We start from the raw sequence: 22,642 nt of genomic DNA, 5'->3' as shown, positions 1-22,642 counted from the left end.
GGATAGAACTTCCCTCGACCCTGATATGTCGAAAACTTATTCCCCAACTGAGTGAGCCTGCGTATAAATCCTTCTCCCTAGGGAGAGATTTGTGTCGCAGAATCAAGCATCCAGCCCGACCGAGGCCAAGCCAGCCACCGCCGCTAGCCGCATCCTCGCGCTGATTCCCGGCATCATCCTCTGCATCGCCGTCGCCGGTGTCTCGGCATCTCTCGAGCGGGCCGAACTGGGCGTCTTCGAGCACCCCTATGTCGAAGCGCTGGTGATGGCGATCCTGCTCGGCATGGCGCTCCGCAGCTTCTGGAAGCCCGCGCCCCGCTGGCAGGCCGGCATCGCCTTCAGCGCCAAGCAGCTCCTTGAAGTCGCGGTGATGCTGCTCGGCGCCTCGATCAGCTTTGCCGCGATCGCCGCCTCGGGCATTGCGCTTTTGGCGTCGATCGCAGCCGTCGTCGTGATCGCGCTCTCCGTCTCCTTCGGCCTCAGCCGTTTGCTTGGCCTGTCGACGCGGCTGTCGATCCTGATCGCCTGCGGCAATTCGATCTGCGGCAACTCGGCGATCGCAGCCGTGGCGCCGATCATCGGCGCCAACAGCGACGAGATCGCATCCTCGATCTCATTCACCGCGATCCTCGGCGTGATGATGGTGCTGGGCCTGCCGCTGCTGATCCCGTTGTTGCAGTTGACGGCCACGCAATATGGCATCCTCGCAGGTTTGACCGTTTATGCCGTGCCACAGGTGTTGGCCGCGACGGTGCCGGCCGGGCTCGTCTCCACGCAGATCGGCACGCTGGTGAAGCTGATGCGCGTGTTGATGCTCGGTCCCGTGGTTGTCGGCCTCTCGCTGACCGCCTCGCGCTGGCAGACCGGCGTCAAGAAGACCAATGTCGGCTTCTTCCGTCTGGTCCCATGGTTCATCCTTGGCTTCCTCATGCTCGCGACCTTGCGCTCGCTGGAGATCGTGCCGGGTACGGTGGTGGGCCCGGTGACGAAGATCACGAGCTTCCTCACCGTGGTGTCGATGGCTGCGTTGGGCCTGGGTGTCGACGTGCGCGTGCTTGCCAATGTCGGGGGCAGGGTGACGGCCGCGGTGACGCTGTCGCTGATGCTGTTGCTCGGGATCAGCATCGCGCTGGTGCATTGGTTCAAGTAGCGCAGCTTCAGGTCGAGGTGCGCAGCCCCTAGCGCCTGGCCAAGCTCAGCAGATACGGCCGCCGGTTGTGCCCATCCGAGAATGAGATGTTCAGCCCATAGCCGAGATCGCCGATCCCGGTGATGCCCGGGAAGCCTTCGGGAAAACGGCCGTCGAAGCGGGCGCGGCTGCAGTGAGCGCATTTGCAGGAGAGCCGGAGCTGCTCGGCGGGCAGGCGCAGTTCGTCGTCCTCTGTCGGGCGGACGAGGAGCGTGGCGAGATCTGCGCTCGTCTCAAAGTCAGTCACCGTCGGTGCAGCCAGTGCGGTCGTGGTCATGACGAACCTCCGACTGCTCTCTACGTCGCGGCCGCCTTCGCGAATAGCAACTAATTGCCAGGCTCTGGCGACATAGAGCGGTGAGGCCGGATTCGTAAATCCGCCTCCCGCGACAACTAATTGCTATCGCCGGCTCCTGAACAAATTTGATGCAAAGGCGCCGGACTTGCCGGCGGACCAGGAGCAAGTGATGGCACTAGATCAGATCGTCGACGGACTTTCGGAGGTCGCCAACGACGGCATCGTCGACCAGAAGGCGGTCCATAGATACGCCCAGAACTGCTACAAGATTATCGAAGAGCTCGACAGCTTCGGCATCCGCTTCCTGAAGAACGAGAACGGCGACTACGCCGTCAAGAAGGTGCATCACATCACTGCCCGCAAGGCGCGGGCAGGCGCCTAGCCGCAGTCCAGGCCTGCTCTGGACTTCCCCCGCCAGACGTTTATTTGTCTTCGCCAACGTGATCGGCCGCCGTTTGAACGCGGCCGATCCGAAAAACAGCGAGGACGCCGGCCATGACGACACTGTCCGTTAAAGACCTTCTCCCCGAGGATGGAACGAAGGGGACGCTGGTCGGCCGCGTCTGGCTGCCGCAGGCGAGCGGCCCGGCCGTGGTTGCCGTGCGCGGCGACGGCGTGTTCGACGTCACCGCCAAATTTCAGACCGTCAGCGCGCTCTGCGAGGAAGACAATCCGGCCAAGGCGCTTGCCGCGACCAAGGGCGAGCGCATCGGCGACCTCGACGCGATCGTGGCCAATACGGGCCCCGATAAGCGCGATCCCCAGAAGCCATGGCTGCTCGCACCGGTCGATCTCCAGACGCTGAAGGCCGCCGGCGTCACCTTCGCCATCTCGATGCTGGAGCGCGTGATCGAGGAGCGCGCCAAGGGCAATCCGGCCTCGGCCGAAGCCATCCGCAAAGAGGTGACGCGGCTGATCGGCGGCGATTTGTCAAAACTCAAGCCGGGCTCGGACCAGGCGATGCGGCTAAAGCAGGTGCTGATCGATCAGAACGCCTGGAGCCAGTATCTCGAAGTCGGCATCGGTCCCGATGCCGAGGTTTTCACCAAGGCGCCGACCTTGTCGTCGGTCGGCACCGGCATGGATGCCGGGCTGCATCCGAAATCGACCTGGAACAACCCGGAGCCGGAGCTGGTGCTGTTCGTCTCGAGCGGCGGCAAGATCGTCGGCGGTGCGCTCGGCAATGACGTGAACTTGCGCGACTTCGAGGGCCGCTCGGCGCTGCTGCTGTCGAAGGCGAAGGACAACAACGCCTCGTGCTCGATCGGGCCGCTGTTGCGCCTGTTCGACGACACTTTCACACTCGATGATGCGCGCAAGCTCGACATCAGCCTGAACGTGAAGGGCCAGGATGGTTTCGTCCTCGACGGCCATTCCTCCATCAGCATGATCAGCCGCGATCCGACCGACCTGGTCGAGCAAACCATCGGCAAGGTGCATCAATACCCTGATGGATTCGTGCTGTTCCTCGGCACGATGTTCGCACCGGTCAAGGATCGCGATGCGCCGGGGCAGGGCTTCACCCACAAGCGCGACGACATCGTCACGATCGCTGCGCCTCAACTCGGCAAGCTCGTCAACCGCATGCGTACCAGCGACGAGTGCGAGCCGTGGACCTTCGGCATCGGCGCGCTGATGAAGAATTTGGCGCAGCGGAAGCTGATCTAGTTCCGGCTTTCTTTCACCGCGCCCCGCTTGCGGGGAGAGGTCGAATTTGCGCGAAGCGTCATTTCGGGTGAGGGGGACTTTCCGCGAGTCTCTCACCGTGATCTTGGATAGAGCCCCTCACCCCAACCCTCTCCCCGTAAGGACGGGGTGAGGGCGCTCACCGTTGCTGCCGCAAGTATTTTTCCTTCATCTCCCCGTTGCATCCGCGGAACAAAATCACGCTGGGCGTGTCGTAAGCCTGCTCAACCCCCGTAACCGCACAATCCTTCCGAATAGTCAGATAATATGACTAGTCGGAACACATCTTCCGTGATTTAGTGCCTCCCGCCGCCCGAAAAGGGCGTCTTCAGGTGCCATGCTACCAACGGGCATCTGAGAAAACACAAGACACGTCTTTTGGGAGACACGCCTGATGACCCTCAAAGCCCTCTTTGCGGCCAGCGCCACTGCCGCGTTGCTGCTCGCGCTGCCGGCGAATGCCGCCGAGCTCACCATCGGCTTCTCGCAGATCGGATCGGAATCCGGCTGGCGCGCGGCCGAGACGTCCGTATCCAAGCAGGAAGCCACCAAGCGAAAGGTCAATCTCAAGATCGCCGACGCGCAGCAGAAGCAGGAAAACCAGATCAAGGCGATCCGCTCCTTCATCGCGCAGAACGTCGATGCGATCTTCCTTGCGCCGGTCGTCTCGACGGGCTGGGATTCGGTTCTGAAGGAAGCCAAGGAAGCCAAGATCCCGGTCGTGCTGCTCGACCGCGACATCGACCCCTCCGGCAAGGAGCTCTATCTCACCGCCGTCACCTCCGACAGCGTGCATGAAGGCGAGGTCGCCGGCGACTGGCTGGCGAAGACCGTCGGCGAGAAGGCCTGCAACGTCGTCGAATTGCAGGGCACGGTCGGCGCCAGCGTCGCCGCCAACCGCAAGAAGGGCTTTGACACCGCTGTTGCCAAGCATCCGAACCTAAAAGTGGTGCGCAGCCAGACCGGCGACTTCACCCGCGCCAAGGGCAAGGAAGTGATGGAAAGCTTCATCAAGGCCGAGGGCGGCGGCAAGACGATCTGCGCGGTTTATGCGCACAACGACGACATGATGGTCGGCGCGATCCAGGCGATGAAGGAAGCCGGCCTCAAGCCGGGCAAGGACATCCTCACCGTCTCGATCGATGCGGTGCCCGATATCTTCAAGGCGATGGTCGCTGGCGAAGCCAATGCCACGGTCGAGCTGACGCCGAACATGGCGGGCCCCGCGCTCGACGCCATCGCGGCCTTCAAGGACAAGGGCACTGTTCCGCCGAAATGGATCCAGACGGACTCCAAGCTCTATACTGCTGCCGACGATCCGCAGAAGATCTACGACAGCAAGAAGGGCCTCGGTTACTGAGGCAGGATGCGCCGCCAGACCGTTTCTCGTGGTCCGGCGGCGCACCCGCTTCGAAACCGCTGCGCGAACGCATAGGCTGGGTGTCCGCATAACAGGCGGGCGCCGGTGGGAGTGACGTCACTATGGAGAACAGCCTTGATCCTGCTGCTTCCCTGCTGGAGGTGCGTGGGATCAGCAAGAGTTTTGGTGCGGTACGCGCGTTGCAGGAGGTCGACTTCACGCTTCGCGCCGGCGAGATCCATGCGCTGCTCGGCGAGAACGGCGCCGGAAAATCCACGCTGATCAAGGTCGTCACCGGCGTATTCCCGCGCGATGCCGGCATCATCCGACTCGGCGGCGAAGAAGTCGCGCCGCGTTCGGCCAAGGCCGCGCTTCAGGCCGGCATCGCCACCGTCTACCAGGAAGTCAATCTGCTGCCGAACCTGTCGGTGGCGCAGAACCTGTTCCTCGACCGCCAGCCGATGCGTTTTGGCATCGTGCGCGACGGCGAGATGCGCCGCCGTGCAAAAACGCTGCTCGCCGAATTCGGCCTCGACATCGACGTCGCCGCGCCGCTTGGCAACTATTCGGTGGCCATACAGCATGTCACCGCGATTGCGCGCGCCGTCGATCTCTCGGCGCGCGTGCTGATCCTCGACGAGCCGACCGCGAGCCTCGACCGTCACGAGGTCGAGATTCTCTTTGGCATCATGCGCCAGCTTGCGGCGCGCGGCATCGGCATCGTCTTCGTCAGCCATTTCCTCGACCAGGTCTACGAGATCTCCGACCGCATCACGGTGCTGCGCAACGGCCGCCTGGTCGGCGAGCGCGAGACCGCCTCGCTGCCGCGGATCGAGCTCATCCGGATGATGCTCGGACGCGAGCTTGCCGAGACCACCAGCAGACGGGCGGCGACGCGCGAGCATCAGGCACGGGAGGTCTGCGCGAGTTTTGAGAGCTACGGCAAGGCCGGCTATGTCGCACCGTTCAATCTCGAACTGCGCCATGGCGAGGTCGTCGCGCTTGCCGGCCTGCTCGGCTCGGGCCGGACCGAGACGGCGCGACTGGTGTTCGGCGCCGAGCGTGCCGACCGCGGGCAGGCGAAAGTGGAGGGCGCGCCCGTGCGCCTCCAGTCGCCACGCGACGGCGTGCGTCATGGCTTTGGCTATTGCCCGGAGGAACGCAAGACCGACGGCATTGTCGCCGAGCTCACCGCGCGCGAGAACATTGTACTCGCGCTTCAAGCCAAGCGCGGGTTGCACCGCCCGTTGTCCCGGCGCGAGCAGGACGAGATCGCGAGCCGTTATGTCAAGATGCTCGATATCCGTCCGCCCGATCCGGAGCGCCCCGTGGGCCTGTTGTCCGGCGGCAATCAGCAGAAGGTGCTCTTGGCGCGCTGGCTCGCGACCTCGCCGCGGCTTCTGGTGCTGGACGAGCCGACCCGCGGCATCGACGTCGGCGCGCATGCCGAAATCATCCGCCTGATCCGCGAGCTCTGCGACGACGGACTGGCGCTGCTTGTGATCTCCTCCGAGCTCGACGAAATCGTGACTTATTCGGATCGCGTCGTGGTGCTGCGCGATCGCGCCCATGTCGAGGAGCTCACGGGCGAGACGATCGACGTCACCAACATTCTCGCAGCCATCGCCGCGGACGGCGCCATCGCGGCGCATGAGGGCCGGGCATGACCGCGCTGTTGCCGCGCCGCGGCCTCGCCCAGATCCTGGCGCTGATCGTCATTCTCGCGGTCGACCGCGTGGTGTCGCCGCAATTCTTCGACCTGCGCCTCCAGGATGGCCGTCTGTTCGGCAGCCTGATCGACGTGCTCAACCGCGGCACGCCGGTGGCGCTGCTCTCGCTCGGGATGGTGCTGGTGATCGCGACGCGCGGCATCGATCTCTCGGTCGGTGCCGTGATGGCGATCTCCGGTGCGATCGCGGCGAGCCTCGCCGACAGTCATGGCCTGCCGGTGGTGCTGGCTGCGGCGCTCGGTGCCGGCCTTGTCTGCGGGCTCTGGAACGGTTTTCTCGTCGCCGTGCTCGGCATGCAGCCGATCGTAGCGACGCTGATCCTGATGGTGGCGGGGCGCGGCATCGCCCAGCTCATCACCGAAGGGCGCATCGTGACCTTCTCTTCGCCCGATCTGGTCTGGCTCGGCAATGGCTCCATCCTTGGCCTGCCGGTGCCGGTCGCGATTGCGCTCGGCATGCTCATCCTCACCGGCGCGGTGGTGCGCGGCTCGGCGCTCGGACTTCTGATCGAGGCGACCGGTGGCAACGCGCGGGCGAGCGAGCTCGCCGGCGTCGGTACGCGCGCGATGATCCTGGCGGTCTATGTCTGGTGCGGCGTCTGCGCCGCGCTTGCCGGCGTGATCGCCGCGGCCGACATCATGGGCGCGGATGCCAACAATGCCGGCCTCTGGCTCGAGCTCGACGCCATCCTCGCCGTGGTGATTGGCGGCACCTCGCTGTTCGGCGGCCGCTTCAGTCTCGTTCTGGCGGTGCTCGGCGCGCTGATCATCCAGACCATGAACACCGGCATCCTACTGTCGGGTTATCCGCCGGAGTTCAATCTGTTGGTCAAGGCGGTCGTGGTGCTCGCAGTGCTGCTGCTGCAATCGCCGAAGCTGTCGAGCTTCTCCGGCATTTTGGCGCGGCTGTGGAGGGCCAAAGCATGAAAGGCTTGCCGCCCGTCCTCATCACGGCCATCGTGCTCGTCTTGGGATTTGCGCTCTGCGCCGTGCAGTTTCCCAACATCGCCTCGACCCGCGTGGTCGGCAATCTCCTCACCGACAACGCCTTTCTCGGCATCGTCGCGACCGGCATGACCTTTGTCATTATCTCCGGCGGCATTGATCTCTCGGTCGGTTCGGTGATCGGCTTCACCACTGTGTTCGTCGCGCTCGCGATCGAACGCTGGGGCGTGCCGCCGCTGGTCGCCTTCGTCGCTATCCTCGCGCTCTCGGCTGCTTTCGGCGCTGCGATGGGCGCCGTCATCCATGTCTTCGACCTGCCGCCCTTCATCGTGACGCTGGCCGGGATGTTTCTCGCGCGGGGTGCGAGCTTCCTGCTCTCGACGGAGTCGGTACCGATCACCGCGCCGGTCTATTCGACCGTATCCGACTTCGCGTTGCGTATGCCCGGCGGCGGGCGGCTGACGGCGGTTGCGATCATCATGCTCGTGATCGTGATCGGCGGCGTTCTGCTGCTGCGTCTCACCCGGTTCGGTGCCAATGTCTATGCGCTGGGCGGGGGCCGGGCGACAGCGAGCCTGATGGGTGTCGCGGTTGGCAAGATGACGGTCAAAATCTACATGTTGTCGAGCCTGCTTGCAGGTATCGCCGGCATCGTCTTCTCCTTCTACACCAGCGCCGGCTACTCGCTCTCCGCCGTCGGTGTCGAGCTCGATAGCATCGCGGCGGTCGTGATCGGCGGTACGCTGCTGACGGGCGGGCAGGGCTCGGTGATCGGCACGTTCCTTGGCGTGCTGATCCAGGGCATGATCCAGACCTACATCAATTTCGACGGGACGCTGTCGAGCTGGTGGACCAAGATCGCGACCGGCGTGCTGCTATTCGCGTTCATCGCCTTGCAGCAGGCGCTGGTCGCGCTCGCGCGCCGGCCGGTGGCGAAGCGTGCGGGAGCAGTCTCATGACCTCGCGCATTGTCGTCATCCCAACGCGGCGGGCCCATTCCAATCATGCGGAAGTGGCGCGCTCGATCGGCATCGACATCATTGCCGGACGTTATGCGGAGGAAACGCGACTGCCGGGCGATGCCGAGCTGATCGCGATGTTTGGCGTGTCGCGACCGGTGCTGCGGGAGAGCGTGAAGACGCTCGTCGCCAAGGGCCTGCTCACCACCAAGGCGCGGGTCGGCACAGTCGTGCGCGAACGCACGGCATGGAACATGTTCGATGCCGACGTGCTGGCCTGGCACCTCGACGCCGGCATCGACAAGCGCTTTCTCAACGACCTTGCCGAGATACGCCTTGCGGTCGAGCCGCGAGCGGCCGTGCTTGCGGCCGCGCGGCGCTCGGAGGCGGACCTTGCCGAGATTCGTCGCAGCATGGAGCGCATGCGCGGTGAGGCCTCCGACTCCGTCGGCTTTGCCGACGCCGACCTCGCGCTTCATGTCGCTGTCGCGCGAGCCTCGGGCAATCTGTTCATGCGCTCGATCGGGCACGTGATCGAGGCCGCCTTGCGCGCCTCGTTTCTGCTTAGCGCCCCGGTCGAGCCGGAGGACCGCGACACGGTGCTGCTCTGGCACCAGAAGATCGTCGATGCGATCGCGGCCGGCGATGCCGAGACCGCGTCGGAGGCAATGGTCTATGTCATTCACAATGGCATGCGCCGCCACGAGGGTACGGTGATCGAGACCGCCCCGGCCGAGGCGCTGCCATCCGCCGATACTGGAGAATAAGCGTGTCTGACCTTCGCATCGCCATCGTCGGCTTCGGCAAGATTGCGCGCGACCAGCATGTCGGCGCAATCGCCGCGGCACCGGGCGCGACGCTCGCGGCTGTCGCAAGCCGCAACGCCTCGCTGCCTGGGCTGCCGCATTTTGCCACAATCGAGGAATTGCTGGAAGAAGGTCCGCCGATCGACGCGGTCTCGCTCTGCACGCCGCCGCAGGTGCGGCGCGCCCAGGCCGCGGTCGCACTTGCTGCCGGCAAGCACGTGATGCTCGAGAAGCCGCCCGGCACCGGCGTTGCCGAGCTCGATCCGCTGATTGCGATGGCGCGTGATGCAAAACGCACGCTGTTTGCGACCTGGCATTCGCGCTACGCACCGGCGGTCGAGCCGGTGCGCGAATGGCTCGCCTCGCGGCGGATCAAATCGGTGCACATCAGCTGGAAGGAAGACGTCCGCGTCTGGCATCCCGGCCAGGCCTGGATCTGGGAGCCGGGCGGTCTCGGGGTGTTCGATCCCGGCATCAATGCGCTCTCGATCCTGACCCGGATCCTGCCGAAGCCGGTGTTCGTCACGGCGGCCGAACTCGCCTTTCCCGCCAATCGCCAGGCGCCGATTGCCGCGAATCTGACGCTGGCCGACATCGACGGCCTGCCGATCTCCGCCGAGTTCGATTTCCGCCAGACCGGGCCGCAGAGCTGGGATATCGTCGTGGAAACCGATGAGGGCCGGATGACGTTGTCCCGCGGTGGCAGGGTCATGGCGGTCGACGGCAATGTTGTTGCCGACGCGCCTGATCAGGAATACCGCGAGCTGTATCGGCGCTTTGTCGCACTCTCCGCCACCGGAGCGAGCGACGTCGACCTGGCGCCGCTTCGTCTCGTCGCCGACGCCTTCCTGCTCGGCAAACGCACTCTCGTCGAACCATTTGTGGACTGAACATGGCTGGCTCAAAAATAACAAAAGACGTTTTCGGAACGCTGCCGGATGGCCGCAACGTGGATCGCATCGTATTGCGCGGAGAGGGCGGCTTCGAAGCCCGCATCATCACCCATGGCGCGGTGATCCAGGCGCTGATCGCGCCGGACGCTAACGGCGGCTATGACGATGTCGTGCTCGGCCATGACGCCTTTGCCGGCTATCTCGCCGAGCGAAAATTCTTCGGCGCCACTGTCGGCCGCTACGCCAACCGCATCGCCCAGGGACAGTTTTCGCTCGACGGCGAGGCGGTGCAGCTTCCCGTCAACAACGGTCCGAATGCGCTGCATGGCGGTCTCGACGGCTTCGATCGCAAGCTCTGGGCGATCGCCGAAATCGACGAGGGTTCAGAGCCCGGGGTGACGCTCACTTATACGAGCCCGCATGGCGAGGAGAATTATCCGGGTCAACTCGACGTTCGGCTGACCTATCGCGTCACCGGTCCAACCGAGCTTTCGCTCATTATGGAGGCGCGAACGGATCGGCCGACGATCGTGAACCTGACCAACCACAGCTTCTTCAATCTGGAGGGCGCCACGTCAGGCAGACCGATCCTCGACCACAAGCTCACGGTCGCGGCCGAGCATTTCCTCGCGATCGATCCGACCGCCATTCCACTGCCGGAGGCGCCGCGCGCATTGGCCGGCACGACGTTCGATTTCCGCAGCGCGCGCGCCGTCGGCGAGCGCATCCGCGAGAACGATCAGCAATTGCGCAATGGCAAGGGCTACGACCACACTTACTGTCTGGCGCGTGACGGCAAGCTTAGTCTCGCCGCGCGGCTGGAGGCGCCGCGCTCGGGGCGGATTATGGAGCTCCTCACCAATCAGCCGGGTCTTCAGGTCTATTCCGGCAACTATCTCGACGGCACCATTTCGGGCAAGGGCGGCAAGCTCATCCGGCAGTCGGACGCCATGTGTCTGGAGCCGCACATCTGGCCGAATTCACCGAACCGGCCGGATTTCCCGAGCCCGCGCCTCGATCCCGGCCAAGTCTATCGGCATCACAGCGTCTATCGCTTTGTAACGAGGACGCCATGATGGAAGAGGTGCCGACCTCCGTTCTGTCGGCCGAACAGTGTCATCTCGGCGAAGGGCCGACCTATGATCTGAGCACGGATACCGCCTGGTGGTTCGACATTCGCGAGGGCCGGCTGTTCGAGGCCCATCTCGGCAACCGCAGCATCCGTATCCACGCGCTCGGCCGGATGGCGAGCGCGCTCGGTCGCATCGATGCCGAGCGTCAGCTGATCGTGGCGGAAGATGGCCTCTACATCCGTACACTCGCCGACGGCGTGATGACGCTGTTCCGCCCGCTCGAAGCGGACAATCCCGACACGCGCTCCAATGATTGCCGTGTGCATCAGTCCGGCACGTTCTGGATCGGCACCATGGGTCGGAAGGCCGAGCGAGGGGCCGGCGCGATCTACGCGCTCCATGGCGGCAAGATCTCGACGTTGTTTCCCGGCGTCACCATCCCCAACTCGATTTGCTTCTCGCCGGATGGCGCGACCGGCTATTTCACCGACACCGCGCGCGCCGTGCTCTATGCCGTTCCGCTCAATCCCTCGACAGGACTGCCGCGCGCCGAGCCCGAGGTGCTGCTGCGCCATACCGGCATCGGTGGTCTCGACGGCTCCGTGTGCGACGCCGACGGGCAAATCTGGAATGCCTGCTGGGGTGCAAGCCGGATCGATGTCTACTCTCCGCAAGGCGAACGCTTGCGCTCGCTGCGCGTGCCGGCAAAGCAGGCGAGCTGCCCTGCTTTCGTCGGTCCAGATTTATCGCGTGTGCTCGTCACCTCCGCCTGGCAGGACATGGACGCGTCCGCACGCGCCGCCGACCCGCAGGCCGGCTGCACCTTTCTGCTGGAGGCATCCGCGCGCGGTCGCGCGGAGCCTGACGTCAAGCTCGCATAGGAGACCCCAAGCAGCCCACGATCGACGTTCTCGACGAAACGAAAAATAGTCTGACACCTAAGGGAGTGAAACATGCTGAAACTGAAGACGACATTCCTCGCGCTCGCTCTGGCGGGCGCCGCCGCGATGGCCGCAGGCGTTCCTGCCTCTGCCCAGGATAAGCTGACCGTCGGCATTGCCATGCCGACAAAATCATCCGCGCGCTGGATCGACGATGGCAACAACATGGTCAAGGTGCTGAAGGAACGCGGCTACAACACCGATCTGCAATATGCCGAGGACGACATCCCGAACCAGCTCTCGCAGGTCGAGAACATGGTGACCAAGGGCGCGAAGGCGCTGGTGATTGCCGCGATCGACGGCACCACGCTGTCCGACGTGCTCAAGCAGGCCAAGGCCAAGGGCATCACCGTCATCGCCTATGACCGCCTGATCCGCGGCACGCCGAACGTGGACTATTACGCGACCTTCGACAATTTCCAGGTCGGTGTGCTCCAGGCGGAGTCGATCGTGCAGGGCCTCGGTCTGAAGGACGGCAAGGGCCCCTTCAACATCGAGCTGTTCGGCGGCTCGCCTGACGACAACAATGCCTACTTCTTCTACAACGGCGCGATGAGCGTGCTGAAGCCGTATATCGACAGCGGCAAGCTCGTCGTCGTGTCCGGCCAGATGGGCATGGACAAGGTCGCGACGCTGCGCTGGGACGGCGCCACCGCGCAGGCCCGCATGGACAATCTGCTCAGCGCTTACTACGGCAACAAGAAGGTCAACGCCGTGCTGTCGCCCTATGACGGACTTTCGATTGGCATCATTTCATCGCTGAAGGGCGTGGGCTATGGCAGCGCCGATCAGCCGATGCCGATCATCTCGGGCCAGGACGCCGAGGTGCCCTCGATCAAGGCGATGCTGCGCGGCGATCAGTACTCGACCATCTTCAAGGACACCCGCGACCTCGCCAAGGTGACCGCCGACATGGTTGACGCGGCGCTAGCCGGCAAGCAGGTCACCGTCACCGACACCAAGACCTACGAGAACGGCGTCAAGACGGTGCCGTCCTATCTCCTGAAGCCGGTCGTGGTCTACAAGGACAATTGGGAGAAGGTTCTGGTCGACAGCGGCTACTACAAGAAGTCGCAGTTCCAGTAAGATTCTCTCTTTCCCCTCTCCCCGCGCGCGGGGAGAGGGTTAGGGTGAGGGGGCTCTCCACGAGGGCAGTGACAGCTGTCCCCATGGAGACTCCCCCTCACACGATCGCTTCGCGATCGACCTCTCCCCGCAAGCGGGGCGAGGTGAAGTAACGGATGGGATATGACCAATGACCGCCATGCTGGAGATGCGCAACGTCAGCAAGAGCTTTGCCGGCGTCCAGGCGCTGCGTGACGTCAACTTCTCGGTCGAGGCTGGCCAAATCCACGCCCTCGTCGGCGAGAACGGCGCCGGCAAATCCACACTGATGAAGGTGCTGAGCGGGGTCTATCCGTTCGGCAGCTATGAGGGCACCATTATCTTCGAGGGCGAGGAGCGCCGCTTCCGCGACATCAACGATTCCGAGGCGCTCGGCATCATCATCATCCACCAGGAGCTGGCGCTGATCCCGCTGATGTCGATCGCGGAAAACATCTTCCTGTCGCATCCGCCGTCAAAACTCGGTGTGATCGATCGCGACGAGGTCTACCGCCGCACGCGGGATCTGTTGGCGCAGGTCGGCTTGAAGGAATCGCCGGATACTCTCATCACCGATCTCGGCGTCGGCAAGCAGCAGCTCGTCGAGATTGCCAAAGCGCTGTCGAAGCGTGTGCGGATGCTGATTCTGGACGAACCGACCGCGAGCCTGAATGAAGCCGACAGCGCCGCGCTGCTCGAACGCCTGATGAAATTCCGCGAGCAGGGCATCGGCTCAATCCTGATCTCGCACAAGCTCAACGAGATCGCTCGCGTCGCCGACCATATCACGGTGCTGCGCGACGGCCGCACCGTCGACAGCATCGACTGCCATGCCGAGCCGATCCAGGAAGACCGCATCATCCGCAGCATGGTCAACCGCGATCTCGCCCATCGCTTTCCCGAACGCAGCGCGACGGTCGGCGAGCCCGTACTCGAGGTTTCGAACTGGTCGGTCTACCATCCGATCCATCCCGAGCGGCAGGTGATCAAGAACGTCAACTTTGGTGTCAAGCGCGGCGAGGTCGTGGGTATCGCCGGGCTGATGGGCGCCGGCCGCACTGAATTCGCCATGAGCCTGTTCGGCCGCTCTTGGGGCGCCAATATCAGCGGGGCCATCCGGCTCGAAGGCCATGAAATCGCGCTGCCGAACGTCGCTGCCGCGATCGATGCCGGCCTTGCCTACGTCACCGAAGACCGCAAGCAACTCGGCCTGATCCTCTCCGACGACGTCCGCAAGAACATCACGCTGGCGAGCCTCGACCAGGTCGCGCCCGGCCGGGTGATCGACGATATCGCCGAGCTGAAGGTTGCGAGCGACTACCGGAACCGGATGCGGATACGCTGCTCCGACGTCTACCAGGAGACCGGGCAGCTCTCCGGCGGCAACCAGCAGAAGGTGGTGCTGTCGAAATGGCTGATGACCGATCCCAAGGTCTTGATCCTGGACGAGCCGACTCGGGGCATCGACGTCGGTGCCAAATACGAGATTTACTGTATCATCAACGAGCTTGCGGAGGCCGGCCGCGGCGTCGTGGTGATCTCCTCGGAGATGCCCGAGCTGCTCGGCATCTGCGACCGCATCTGTGTCATGAACGACGGCGCCTTTGTCGGCGAGTTCAAGGGCACCGAGGCGACACAGGAAAAGATCATGCGCGCCATCATGCGCAATGAACGAAACAACGGAAACAGCGCGCTTCAGGCCGCGGAGATGGGAGGATCGCAGCCATGACCGACAAGACGGTTTCGCTGCCCGAGGAGCGCCGGCACGGCAGCTTCATCAAGAACAATCTGCGCAATTACGGCATGCTGATGTCGCTTATCGCGATCATGCTGTTCTTCCAGGTCATGACCGGCGGTACGCTGCTTCAGCCGCTCAACCTCACCAATCTGGTGCTCCAGAACAGCTACATCGTCATCATGGCGCTGGGCATGCTGCTGGTGATCGTCACCGGACACATCGACCTCTCGGTCGGTTCGGTCGCGGGCTTCGTCGGAGCAGTCGCGGCGCTGCTGATGGTGACCTACAAGGTCGACTACACGCTCGCCTTCATCGCCTGCCTCGTGGTCGGCGCCGCCATTGGTGCGGCGCAAGGCTATTGGGTCGCCTATTTCAAGATCCCGTCCTTCATCGTGACACTGGCCGGCATGCTGGTGTTCAAGGGACTTGCGCTCGCAGTGTTGCAGGGACAGTCACTCGGTCCGTTCCCGCCGACCTTCCAGAAATTGTCGTCAGGCTTCATTCCCGAACTGCTGCCCGAAGCCGGCACGCTGCATCCGACCTCGATGCTGATCGGCGCCGTGCTCGCGCTCGGGCTGGTCTACGCCGGCGCCAAGAGCCGCACGCGCGAACTCTCGCACGGCATCGAGGTCGAGCCTTATGCGTTCTTCCTCGGAAAGAGCATCGTGCTGGCCTGCGCCGTGCTCTACTTCACCTATCTGATCGCGACATATCGCGGACTGCCCAATGTCCTGGTGATCATGAGCGCGCTGATCGCGCTCTATGGCTTCGTCACCCGCCGCACCGTGATCGGACGGCACATCTACGCGGTTGGCGGCAATGCCAAGGCGGCAAAGCTGTCGGGCATCAAGACCGAGCAACTGACCTTCCTCACCTTCGTCAACATGGGTGTGCTGGCCGCGCTCGCCGGCCTCGTCTTCGCCGCACGGCTGAACACTGCGACGCCTAAGGCAGGTTTGGGCTTCGAGCTCGACGTCATCGCTGCCTGCTTCATCGGCGGTGCCTCGGCCTATGGTGGTGTGGGCCGGGTCGGCGGCGCCGTGGTCGGCGCCATGATCATGGGCGTGATGAACAACGGAATGTCCATCCTCGGCGTCGGCATCGACTACCAGCAGGTGATCAAGGGCCTGGTGCTGCTGGGTGCGGTGTGTATCGACGTCTATAACCAACGGCGGTAGCCGCATCGGCGGCGCCGAAGGGTGGGTTAGCCCTGCGGTTGCGCGAAGCGCAGACCGCTGGGCGTAACCCACCATGCATCAGCGAATGCGGAACGAAGTTGGTGGGTTACGTCTTCGGCTAACTAACCCTACGAATTACTGCGTGGTGAACAGCACCGCCGCGATCGCGACGGAGAGGCTTACCGCCGATACGGTTGCCACGGTCGAGAGCACGCCCATCTTTCTCAGCGCGATCGCGAACAGGATGATGATCGGCGTCGCGGTGACCAGCCCCATTTGCGCTTCGCTCATGTGATCCTTCGCGGCTTCGTGCAACTGATGCAATTGTTACTACGCTCCGGCGTTCGCCAATTTGTCCTGCGACAAACTCCGATCGACACGCGTGAGCTAAGGCTGGCCGGTGTTCTGGTCCGGAGAGCAGATGTCGGCGGCCGATTGCGAGCAGGAAGGAACCGGTTGGGGCATTCTGGAGGATCTTCCCGGCGATCCCATGATCTGGGTGCTGATCTTCAGCGAGCTCGCCGCCTTCGGCCTGTTCCTCGGCGCTTTCGTGGTCGCACGTGCGATCCATCCGGCGGCGTTCGCGGCCGGGCAGGCGGTGCTTGATTCCAAACTCGCCGGATTGAATACCGTTGTCCTCGTCACCAGCGGCTGGGCGGCAGCCCGCGGCACGAAATCCGCGCAGACGGGACAAAATCGGACGGCAAGGACCTGGCTTCTCGCTGCCATGGCGCTCGGCGGGCTCTTCATCACGATCAAGCTCGTCGAATATGCCGGGGAGATCGGCCGCGGCATTGGCCTCGAAACCAGCACGGTCTTCACGCTCTACTTTCTCCTGACCGGCTTTCATCTCCTGCATGTTGGCCTCGGCATCGTCATCCTCGCCGTGGTCTGCCGCCGCGCGGAGACGGTCGGCGTCGAAACCGGCACCGCGTTCTGGCACATGGTCGATCTGGTCTGGATCGTGATGTTCCCGATTTTATACCTGGTGCGGTGATGATTCCGGATCGTCTCGACATCACCTGGATCGTGCTGATCGGCCTCGCGCTCGCAGCCATCCTGCTGCCGCCATTGCTGCCGCGTCCGCTGCTCGCCAACACCCTGCTGTTGGCTCTCGCCGCTGCAAAGGGCCGATGTATTGCGTTCGATTTCCTCGATCTCCGGGCAGCGCCCCCGCTTTGGCGCGGGCTCGTGAGCGCCTGGATCGTCATCCTCACGCTGTTTGCCTGGCTTGTCTCCGCCGCCGTCGCGTTGATCTGACGGCGCCAACGCCGCGCTCATTGCGCCCCGACAAAGACCCGGCCGCCTCGATCGGCAAAATACAGCATCACTGCTTTTTCACGACACGATTCCAAGGGAAAGGACTGGCAATGGCTGAACGCCTGACCAAGTCGGCGGCACGAAATGTCTTCTACGGCGGCTCGGCCTTCTTCTTCGCCATCTTCATCGGGCTGACGGCGCACAGCCATTATTACATGGTCACGACCTCGACGGACGCGCCTGCGCTGACTGCCGCGGTCGCGCGTGGCAAGCATGTCTGGGAGCGGAATGCCTGCATCAACTGCCACACGCTGCTCGGCGAGGGCGCCTATTTCGCCCCTGAGGTCGGTAACGTCTGGGATCGCTGGGGCGGCAAGGAGGATCCGGCCGGGGCGCGCGAGACGCTGAAGGCATGGATGCAGTCGCAGCCCTCGGGCGCCGAGGGCCGGCGGCAGATGCCGCAATTCAACCTCACCGACCAGGAGCTCAACGATCTCGCCGACTTCCTGCAATGGGTGAGCACGATCAAGCGCCAGGACTGGCCGCCGAACAAGGCCGGCTGAGCGCCAGCATCCGCGAATTCAAGACAGAGAGAACCCGAGATGAAATATCAGACCCAGAAAGTCGCGATGCTGTATTTCTACGGCGCGCTGACCCTGTTCCTGGCCCAGGTCGTTTTCGGCCTGCTCGCCGGGACCATCTACGTGCTGCCCAACACCTTGTCGGTGCTGCTGCCGTTCAACATCGTCAGGATGATTCACACCAACGCGCTGATCGTGTGGTCGCTGATCGGCTTCATGGGCGCGACTTACTTCCTGCTGCCGGAGGAAACCGAGACCGAGCTGTACAGCCCGCTGCTGGCAAAAATCCAGTTCTGGATGTTCTTCGGTGCCGCAGGCGTGGCCGTGGTCGGCTATCTCTTCCATTATCACGAGGGCCGCGAGTTCCTCGAGCAGCCCTTCATCATCAAGGTTGGCATCGTCGTGGTCTGCCTGATGTTCCTGTTCAACGTGACGATGACGGCGCTGAAGGGCCGCAAGACCACGGTCACCAACATCCTGCTGTTCGGCCTATGGGGCGTCGCGATCTTCTTCCTGTTCGCCTTCTACAATCCGGCGAACCTCGCCGTCGACAAGATGTACTGGTGGTATGTCGTGCATCTCTGGGTCGAGGGCGTCTGGGAGCTGATCATGGCCTCCGTGCTCGCCTATCTCATGATCAAGCTCAATGGCATCGACCGTGAGGTCGTCGAGAAGTGGCTCTACGTCATCATCGGCCTCGCGCTGTTCTCCGGCATTCTCGGCACCGGACACCATTTCTACTGGATCGGCGCGCCGGCTACTGGCAGTGGATCGGCTCGCTGTTCTCCACGCTGGAAGTTGCGCCGTTCTTCACCATGGTGATCTTCACGGTGCAGATGACCTGGAAGGCCGGCCGCAGGCATCCGAACCGCGCCGCGCTGTTGTGGTCGGTCGGCTGCTCGGTGATGGCGTTCCTTGGGGCCGGCGTCTGGGGCTTCCTGCACACGCTGTCCTCGGTCAACTACTACACCCACGGCACGCAGGTCACCGCCGCGCACGGCCATCTCGCTTTCTTCGGCGCCTATGTGATGTTGAACCTGTCGGTGATGGCTTACGCGATCCCGCAGCTCAAGGGACGCGCGCCCTATAATCAGTGGCTCTCCATGGCGAGCTTCTGGATCATGTGCACGGCCATGATGGTGATGACGTTCGCGCTGACCTTCGCCGGTGTGATCCAGGTCCATCTCCAGCGCGTGCTCGGCCAGAGCTACATGGACGTGCAGGACCAGCTCGCGTTCTTCTACTGGGTCCGGCTCGGCTCCGGCGTGTTCGTGGCGATCTCCGCACTGATGTTCGTCTGGGCGGTGCTGGTGCCCGGCCGCGAGAAGCAGGCTGCCATTCCCGCCGCTCTGCAACCGGCTGAATAGGCCTGCGGGCGGCCGCGCAGATCGCGGTCGCCCACTCGAGATTCCGGAGAGAGATCATGAAAGCGACCCTTCACGCCGTCACGGCACCGGCGCCCGCGCTTCCGGCTTACGTCGCGAGCGGCAACGAATGCACGCTGTTCGAGCAGGCCTGGCGTCATCGCCTGCCGGTCCTGCTCAAGGGGCCGACCGGCTGCGGCAAGACGCGCTTCGTCGCCCATATGGCGGCGCGGCTGGGATTGCCGCTGCACACCGTTGCCTGCCATGACGATCTCACCGCAGCCGATCTCACCGGCCGCTTCCTTCTGAAGGGCGGTGATACCGTGTGGACCGACGGTCCGCTGACGCGCGCGGTGCGGGAGGGCGGCATCTGCTATCTCGACGAGGTGGTCGAGGCACGCAAGGACGTTACCGTGGTGCTGCATCCGCTCACCGACGACCGCCGCATCCTGCCGCTCGAGCGCACCGGTGAGGAGCTTGCCGCGCCCGACAGCTTCATGCTCGTGGTGTCCTACAATCCTGGCTACCAGACTTTGCTGAAGGCGCTGAAGCCGTCGACCCGGCAGCGCTTCGTCGCCATCGAGTTCGGCTTCCTGCCGCCAGAGCAGGAGATCGCGGTGGTGGCGGCCGAGAGTGGGCTCGCGCCCGACTATGTCAGGCCACTGGTCATGCTGGCCGGTCGTCTGCGGGCGCTCAAGGGCCACGATCTGGAGGAGGGCGTCTCGACGCGCCTTGTCGTCTATTGCGCCACCCTGATTGCCGCCGGAGTTTCGATCGCCGATGCCGTCCTTGCCGGCATGATCGAGCCCTTGACCGATGATGCCGACGTCAAGGCGGCGCTGCTCGACGTCGCGCGGGCCGTAATTTCCTAAGGGGCATCCGATGCTCGATTTCCTCGAGCTTGAAGAAACCGTCGGCCGCGCCTGGCATCGCCTCGTCGGTGGCACTGCGAGCTACCCGGTCCGTCCTGACCACGCGGTACAGCTGGCGGAAGTCCGCGGCCGGATCGCCGTGATGTTCCGTGCGCTCGGCGGCGAGACCGGCGTTCAGATCGCGAGCGCCGGCGCTCGCCGGTCCGGGCACCGGCTCGGATGGCGGCAGCGGATCGGGCTCGGCGACGAGCGGCTTGATCAGCCCGGGCGCGATGCCGCGACCATTTTCCTGCCCGATCGCATCGCGATCTTTGCCGACCGTGCGCTGAACGCCGCGCTGTACCGCTGGCTCGCCGCGTGGTTCGCTTTTGCGCCGGCCGACGCGGTCGCGGAAACCGATCCACTGCGGCGCGATCTCCTGATGCTGCGGCGGGTCAGCGAGATCGCGGTGCTCGTGCTGGCGGAATGTCCGGGCCTTGCCGAGGATTACGCGCGGCTGGCCGCGGCAACGGCAATGGCCCGGCCGCGCCGGCCCTTGCCGCGCATCGAGCAGGATATGGAGCAGATCGTCCTTGCCTTGCTTGGCGCCGATGCGCCGCCCGCGGGCAAGCTCTGGCCCGCGATGATGGGAACGGGACCGCTGCCGGACAGAGCGCCGCCGGGATATCACGCGCTCCTGCCGTGCCCGCTGTGGGGTGACTGCTGGACGCGCGAGCTCTCGCCGGCACATGCGGGCGCCGACGAGTGCGCGCCCGCCGCTGCGCCCGAACCATCAGATGATCGCAAGCGTTTCGCCGTTCGCGAACGCGACGACGGCGCCAACCGCCGCGATCCCTTCGTGCTCAACCGCTTCGAAAAGATTTTGGCGATGGCCGAGATGGTCAATGTCGATCGCCCCGCTGACGACAGCGAGGACGAGGATGCGCAGAAAGCGGCCGACGATCTCGAAGAGATCACGCTTGGCCGCCGCAGCGGCAAGCCCGCGAGCCGGCTCAAATTCGATCTCGACCTGCCGCCGGAAGCACTCGACGCAACGCGGCTCGGGACGGGGCTCACCTATCCCGAATGGGACTATCGCAGCAGCTCCTATCTGCCCGATCACTGCCGCGTGCTCGCGGGAAATGCCTCCGAGACCGGCGAGAGTTGGACACCGGACGACACTATGTGCCGCCACATCCGTCAGGTGCGGCGCCGTTTCGAGGTCTTGCGGCCGCGCCACGAACTGATGCGTGCGCAAGCCGATGGTCATGATCTCGATCTCGACGCGATGGTGCGCGCGCGCTGCGACCTGCGCGCGGGTAGCGGTTCGCTCGATCGCGTCCATGTCGCGATGCGGCCGCAAGGGCACGATCTCGCCGTCACGCTGCTGGTCGACGTCTCGCTCTCGACCGACGCCTGGGTCGACGGTCATCGTGTGCTCGACGTGGAGAAGGAAGCGCTCCTGGTGCTCGCCCACGGGCTTTCGGCCTGCGGCGATCACCACAGCATCCTGACCTTCACCTCGCGCCGGCGCTCCTGGGTGCGGCTCGAAACGGTCAAGGCTTTCGGCGAGCCGATGAGCGGAGCGGTGGAGCGCCGCATCGGCGCGCTCAAGCCCGGCTACTACACGCGGATCGGGACTGCGGTGCGCCACGCCTCGGCCGAACTCGCGCGCCAGCCGCAACGCAAGAAGCTGCTGCTCGTTCTCACCGACGGCAAGCCGAACGACGTCGACCACTATGAGGGACGCTTTGCGATCGAGGACACGCGGAAGTCCGTGCAGGAGGCGCGCCGACTCGGCATCTCCGTGTTCGGCGTGACGGTCGATGCTATGGCGCAGGCCTATTTTCCGACCCTGTTCGGCCGCGGCGGCTATGCGATCGTCGGCAACATCCGACGCTTGCCTGCCGCGCTGCCGGCGATCTACCGGCAGGTGGCACATTGATGCGGCAAAACCTGCGGCGTCGCGGAAGTTGCTGAACTATTGCTCATAGCTTGGGTATATGATCGAATGGTCGGATGGACCAAGACCGGCCAAAACCCGATCTCATCATCTTCGATTGCGACGGCGTGCTCGTCGACAGCGAGTTGTTGAGCTGCCGCTGCTTGTCGGAGGTGCTGGCCGAATTCGGCTTTCAGCTCAGTGTGGCGCAGGCGCTCGAGCTCTTTCTAGGCCGCAGCACGGCTGCGATCGGACAATATTATCGCGAGCGCGGCGAGATCCTGCCCGATGATTTCCTTCCGTGTCTGAAGGCACGCGTGCTCGAGACGTTTGCAGGCGCGCTTCAGCCGATACCCGGAGTGGGCGCCGTCTTGTCCGAGTTGAAGGCGCCCCATTGCGTCGCATCGTCGAGCGATATCGATCGCGTCTCGCTGTCGCTGGACGTGACCGGCCTTGTGTCGCATTTCGACGGCCGGCTCTACACCGCACAGATGGTCAAGCACGGCAAGCCGGCACCCGACCTGTTTCTCTACGCCGCCGAGAGGATGCGGGCCGATCCTTCGCGCGCGCTGGTCATCGAGGACAGCGTCAGCGGCGTGCTGGCCGCCAAGGCCGCCGGCATGAACGTCTGGGGATTTGTCGGCGGCAGCCATTATCGCGCCCGCGACGGCCACGCTATACTGACCGCCGCCGGGGCCGATCGAGTCTTCGCGCGCATGAGCGATTTCTGGGAGGCGTGAGGCCC

At 64.2% G+C, this 22,642-nt stretch carries 22 protein-coding genes and 1 pseudogene; 21 read left to right on the top strand and 2 right to left on the bottom strand.

Features of this window, described 5'->3' with window-relative positions; all coding sequences use genetic code 11:
* Positions 1–91 precede the first annotated feature (91 nt).
* Positions 92–1,150 carry a YeiH family protein gene (locus tag ACPPVR_RS28945; RefSeq protein ID WP_426609967.1) on the top strand — a complete coding sequence of 353 codons (1,059 nt, stop codon included), beginning with the start codon at positions 92–94 and terminating at the stop codon, positions 1,148–1,150.
* 28 nt (positions 1,151–1,178) lie between these two features.
* Here the strand turns inward: ACPPVR_RS28945 and ACPPVR_RS28940 are convergent, their stop codons facing one another.
* The gene (locus ACPPVR_RS28940; protein ID WP_426609966.1) at positions 1,179–1,466 is read right to left on the bottom strand and encodes a gamma-butyrobetaine hydroxylase-like domain-containing protein; all 288 of its coding nucleotides are present in this window, start codon (positions 1,464–1,466) and stop codon (positions 1,179–1,181) included.
* A 190-nt stretch (positions 1,467–1,656) separates the two neighbouring features.
* On the opposite strand from ACPPVR_RS28940, the gene ACPPVR_RS28935 reads away from it, so the two are divergent.
* The 13 genes from ACPPVR_RS28935 to mmsB all read left to right on the top strand — a co-directional run bounded on the left by ACPPVR_RS28935 (position 1,657) and on the right by mmsB (position 15,899).
* On the top strand, positions 1,657–1,869 hold the full coding sequence (locus tag ACPPVR_RS28935; RefSeq protein WP_426616338.1) for a hypothetical protein: 213 nt from the start codon (positions 1,657–1,659) through the stop codon (positions 1,867–1,869).
* Between the two features lie 113 nt (positions 1,870–1,982).
* Positions 1,983–3,155 (top strand): fumarylacetoacetate hydrolase family protein, encoded by a 1,173-nt coding sequence (locus ACPPVR_RS28930; protein ID WP_426609965.1) that lies wholly within the window; start codon positions 1,983–1,985, stop codon positions 3,153–3,155.
* A gap of 412 nt (positions 3,156–3,567) precedes the next feature.
* On the top strand, positions 3,568–4,533 hold the full coding sequence (gene ytfQ, locus ACPPVR_RS28925; protein ID WP_426609964.1) for a galactofuranose ABC transporter, galactofuranose-binding protein YtfQ: 966 nt from the start codon (positions 3,568–3,570) through the stop codon (positions 4,531–4,533).
* 122 nt (positions 4,534–4,655) lie between these two features.
* Positions 4,656–6,200: a sugar ABC transporter ATP-binding protein gene (locus ACPPVR_RS28920; protein WP_426609963.1), complete on the top strand. Its 1,545-nt coding sequence runs from the start codon at positions 4,656–4,658 to the stop codon at positions 6,198–6,200.
* Positions 6,197–7,189: an ABC transporter permease gene (locus ACPPVR_RS28915; protein ID WP_426609962.1), complete on the top strand. Its 993-nt coding sequence runs from the start codon at positions 6,197–6,199 to the stop codon at positions 7,187–7,189. Before ACPPVR_RS28920 ends, ACPPVR_RS28915 begins: the two co-directional genes overlap by 4 nt.
* On the top strand, positions 7,186–8,166 hold the full coding sequence (gene yjfF / locus ACPPVR_RS28910) for a galactofuranose ABC transporter, permease protein YjfF (RefSeq protein WP_426609961.1): 981 nt from the start codon (positions 7,186–7,188) through the stop codon (positions 8,164–8,166). The genes ACPPVR_RS28915 and yjfF overlap by 4 nt, the downstream gene beginning before the upstream one ends.
* A complete protein-coding gene (locus ACPPVR_RS28905; RefSeq protein WP_426609960.1) occupies positions 8,163–8,933 on the top strand; it encodes a FadR/GntR family transcriptional regulator in 771 nt (256 codons plus the stop codon). Before yjfF ends, ACPPVR_RS28905 begins: the two co-directional genes overlap by 4 nt.
* A 2-nt stretch (positions 8,934–8,935) precedes the next feature.
* On the top strand, positions 8,936–9,862 hold the full coding sequence (locus ACPPVR_RS28900) for a Gfo/Idh/MocA family protein (protein ID WP_426609959.1): 927 nt from the start codon (positions 8,936–8,938) through the stop codon (positions 9,860–9,862).
* Positions 9,863–9,864: 2 nt separating this feature from the next.
* On the top strand, positions 9,865–10,941 hold the full coding sequence (locus ACPPVR_RS28895) for an aldose epimerase family protein (RefSeq protein ID WP_426609958.1): 1,077 nt from the start codon (positions 9,865–9,867) through the stop codon (positions 10,939–10,941).
* Positions 10,941–11,819, top strand: coding sequence for an SMP-30/gluconolactonase/LRE family protein (locus ACPPVR_RS28890; protein WP_426616204.1), 879 nt, complete (start codon positions 10,941–10,943; stop codon positions 11,817–11,819). The genes ACPPVR_RS28895 and ACPPVR_RS28890 overlap by 1 nt, the downstream gene beginning before the upstream one ends.
* A 72-nt stretch (positions 11,820–11,891) precedes the next feature.
* On the top strand, positions 11,892–12,965 hold the full coding sequence (gene chvE / locus ACPPVR_RS28885; protein WP_426609957.1) for a multiple monosaccharide ABC transporter substrate-binding protein: 1,074 nt from the start codon (positions 11,892–11,894) through the stop codon (positions 12,963–12,965).
* A 169-nt stretch (positions 12,966–13,134) separates the two neighbouring features.
* Positions 13,135–14,712: a multiple monosaccharide ABC transporter ATP-binding protein gene (mmsA, locus tag ACPPVR_RS28880; RefSeq protein WP_426609956.1), complete on the top strand. Its 1,578-nt coding sequence runs from the start codon at positions 13,135–13,137 to the stop codon at positions 14,710–14,712.
* Positions 14,709–15,899 (top strand): multiple monosaccharide ABC transporter permease, encoded by a 1,191-nt coding sequence (gene mmsB / locus ACPPVR_RS28875; RefSeq protein ID WP_426609955.1) that lies wholly within the window; start codon positions 14,709–14,711, stop codon positions 15,897–15,899. The genes mmsA and mmsB overlap by 4 nt, the downstream gene beginning before the upstream one ends.
* 135 nt (positions 15,900–16,034) lie before the next feature.
* Here the strand turns inward: mmsB and ACPPVR_RS28870 are convergent, their stop codons facing one another.
* A complete protein-coding gene (locus ACPPVR_RS28870) occupies positions 16,035–16,190 on the bottom strand; it encodes a hypothetical protein (RefSeq protein ID WP_426609954.1) in 156 nt (51 codons plus the stop codon).
* A 130-nt stretch (positions 16,191–16,320) separates the two neighbouring features.
* Here ACPPVR_RS28870 and ACPPVR_RS28865 point away from each other — a divergent pair, with 130 nt between their 5' ends.
* The 7 genes and pseudogenes from ACPPVR_RS28865 (at position 16,321) to ACPPVR_RS28835 (ending at position 22,637) form a co-directional block, all read left to right on the top strand.
* Positions 16,321–16,896, top strand: a complete 576-nt coding sequence (locus ACPPVR_RS28865) for a cytochrome c oxidase subunit 3 family protein (RefSeq protein WP_426609953.1) — start codon at positions 16,321–16,323, stop codon at positions 16,894–16,896.
* Positions 16,896–17,159 carry a cytochrome C oxidase subunit IV family protein gene (locus ACPPVR_RS28860; protein WP_426609952.1) on the top strand — a complete coding sequence of 88 codons (264 nt, stop codon included), beginning with the start codon at positions 16,896–16,898 and terminating at the stop codon, positions 17,157–17,159. Before ACPPVR_RS28865 ends, ACPPVR_RS28860 begins: the two co-directional genes overlap by 1 nt.
* A 110-nt stretch (positions 17,160–17,269) precedes the next feature.
* A complete protein-coding gene (locus ACPPVR_RS28855) occupies positions 17,270–17,722 on the top strand; it encodes a c-type cytochrome (RefSeq protein WP_426609951.1) in 453 nt (150 codons plus the stop codon).
* Positions 17,723–17,761: 39 nt separating this feature from the next.
* Positions 17,762–19,107 (top strand): annotated as a pseudogene (locus ACPPVR_RS28850) (cbb3-type cytochrome c oxidase subunit I).
* A 56-nt stretch (positions 19,108–19,163) separates the two neighbouring features.
* Positions 19,164–19,976, top strand: a complete 813-nt coding sequence (locus ACPPVR_RS28845) for a CbbQ/NirQ/NorQ/GpvN family protein (protein ID WP_426609950.1) — start codon at positions 19,164–19,166, stop codon at positions 19,974–19,976.
* A 10-nt stretch (positions 19,977–19,986) separates the two neighbouring features.
* Positions 19,987–21,900: a nitric oxide reductase activation protein NorD gene (locus ACPPVR_RS28840; RefSeq protein ID WP_426609949.1), complete on the top strand. Its 1,914-nt coding sequence runs from the start codon at positions 19,987–19,989 to the stop codon at positions 21,898–21,900.
* A 74-nt stretch (positions 21,901–21,974) separates the two neighbouring features.
* Positions 21,975–22,637, top strand: coding sequence for an HAD family hydrolase (locus tag ACPPVR_RS28835; protein ID WP_426609948.1), 663 nt, complete (start codon positions 21,975–21,977; stop codon positions 22,635–22,637).
* Positions 22,638–22,642 lie beyond the last annotated feature (5 nt).

Source organism: Bradyrhizobium sp. McL0616 (assembly GCF_049993385.1).
Classification (GTDB): Bacteria; Pseudomonadota; Alphaproteobacteria; order Rhizobiales; family Xanthobacteraceae; genus Bradyrhizobium.
The sequence above is the reverse complement of the archived record's forward strand: the minus strand, read 5'-3'. Positions and strand labels throughout refer to the sequence as shown.

What these genes read in the sequence shown, in the direction of transcription:
- ACPPVR_RS28940 (WP_426609966.1), bottom strand. Translation starts at nt 1,466, where the DNA reads ATGACCACGACCGCACTGGCTGCACCGACGGTGACTGACTTTGAGACG.
- ACPPVR_RS28935 (WP_426616338.1), top strand. Translation starts at nt 1,657, where the DNA reads ATGGCACTAGATCAGATCGTCGACGGACTTTCGGAGGTCGCCAACGAC.
- ACPPVR_RS28930 (WP_426609965.1), top strand. Translation starts at nt 1,983, where the DNA reads ATGACGACACTGTCCGTTAAAGACCTTCTCCCCGAGGATGGAACGAAG.
- ytfQ (WP_426609964.1), top strand. Translation starts at nt 3,568, where the DNA reads ATGACCCTCAAAGCCCTCTTTGCGGCCAGCGCCACTGCCGCGTTGCTG.
- ACPPVR_RS28920 (WP_426609963.1), top strand. Translation starts at nt 4,656, where the DNA reads ATGGAGAACAGCCTTGATCCTGCTGCTTCCCTGCTGGAGGTGCGTGGG.
- ACPPVR_RS28915 (WP_426609962.1), top strand. Translation starts at nt 6,197, where the DNA reads ATGACCGCGCTGTTGCCGCGCCGCGGCCTCGCCCAGATCCTGGCGCTG.
- yjfF (WP_426609961.1), top strand. Translation starts at nt 7,186, where the DNA reads ATGAAAGGCTTGCCGCCCGTCCTCATCACGGCCATCGTGCTCGTCTTG.
- ACPPVR_RS28905 (WP_426609960.1), top strand. Translation starts at nt 8,163, where the DNA reads ATGACCTCGCGCATTGTCGTCATCCCAACGCGGCGGGCCCATTCCAAT.
- ACPPVR_RS28895 (WP_426609958.1), top strand. Translation starts at nt 9,865, where the DNA reads ATGGCTGGCTCAAAAATAACAAAAGACGTTTTCGGAACGCTGCCGGAT.
- ACPPVR_RS28890 (WP_426616204.1), top strand. Translation starts at nt 10,941, where the DNA reads ATGGAAGAGGTGCCGACCTCCGTTCTGTCGGCCGAACAGTGTCATCTC.
- chvE (WP_426609957.1), top strand. Translation starts at nt 11,892, where the DNA reads ATGCTGAAACTGAAGACGACATTCCTCGCGCTCGCTCTGGCGGGCGCC.
- mmsA (WP_426609956.1), top strand. Translation starts at nt 13,135, where the DNA reads ATGACCGCCATGCTGGAGATGCGCAACGTCAGCAAGAGCTTTGCCGGC.
- mmsB (WP_426609955.1), top strand. Translation starts at nt 14,709, where the DNA reads ATGACCGACAAGACGGTTTCGCTGCCCGAGGAGCGCCGGCACGGCAGC.
- ACPPVR_RS28870 (WP_426609954.1), bottom strand. Translation starts at nt 16,190, where the DNA reads ATGAGCGAAGCGCAAATGGGGCTGGTCACCGCGACGCCGATCATCATC.
- ACPPVR_RS28865 (WP_426609953.1), top strand. Translation starts at nt 16,321, where the DNA reads ATGTCGGCGGCCGATTGCGAGCAGGAAGGAACCGGTTGGGGCATTCTG.
- ACPPVR_RS28860 (WP_426609952.1), top strand. Translation starts at nt 16,896, where the DNA reads ATGATTCCGGATCGTCTCGACATCACCTGGATCGTGCTGATCGGCCTC.
- ACPPVR_RS28855 (WP_426609951.1), top strand. Translation starts at nt 17,270, where the DNA reads ATGGCTGAACGCCTGACCAAGTCGGCGGCACGAAATGTCTTCTACGGC.
- ACPPVR_RS28845 (WP_426609950.1), top strand. Translation starts at nt 19,164, where the DNA reads ATGAAAGCGACCCTTCACGCCGTCACGGCACCGGCGCCCGCGCTTCCG.
- ACPPVR_RS28840 (WP_426609949.1), top strand. Translation starts at nt 19,987, where the DNA reads ATGCTCGATTTCCTCGAGCTTGAAGAAACCGTCGGCCGCGCCTGGCAT.
- ACPPVR_RS28835 (WP_426609948.1), top strand. Translation starts at nt 21,975, where the DNA reads ATGGACCAAGACCGGCCAAAACCCGATCTCATCATCTTCGATTGCGAC.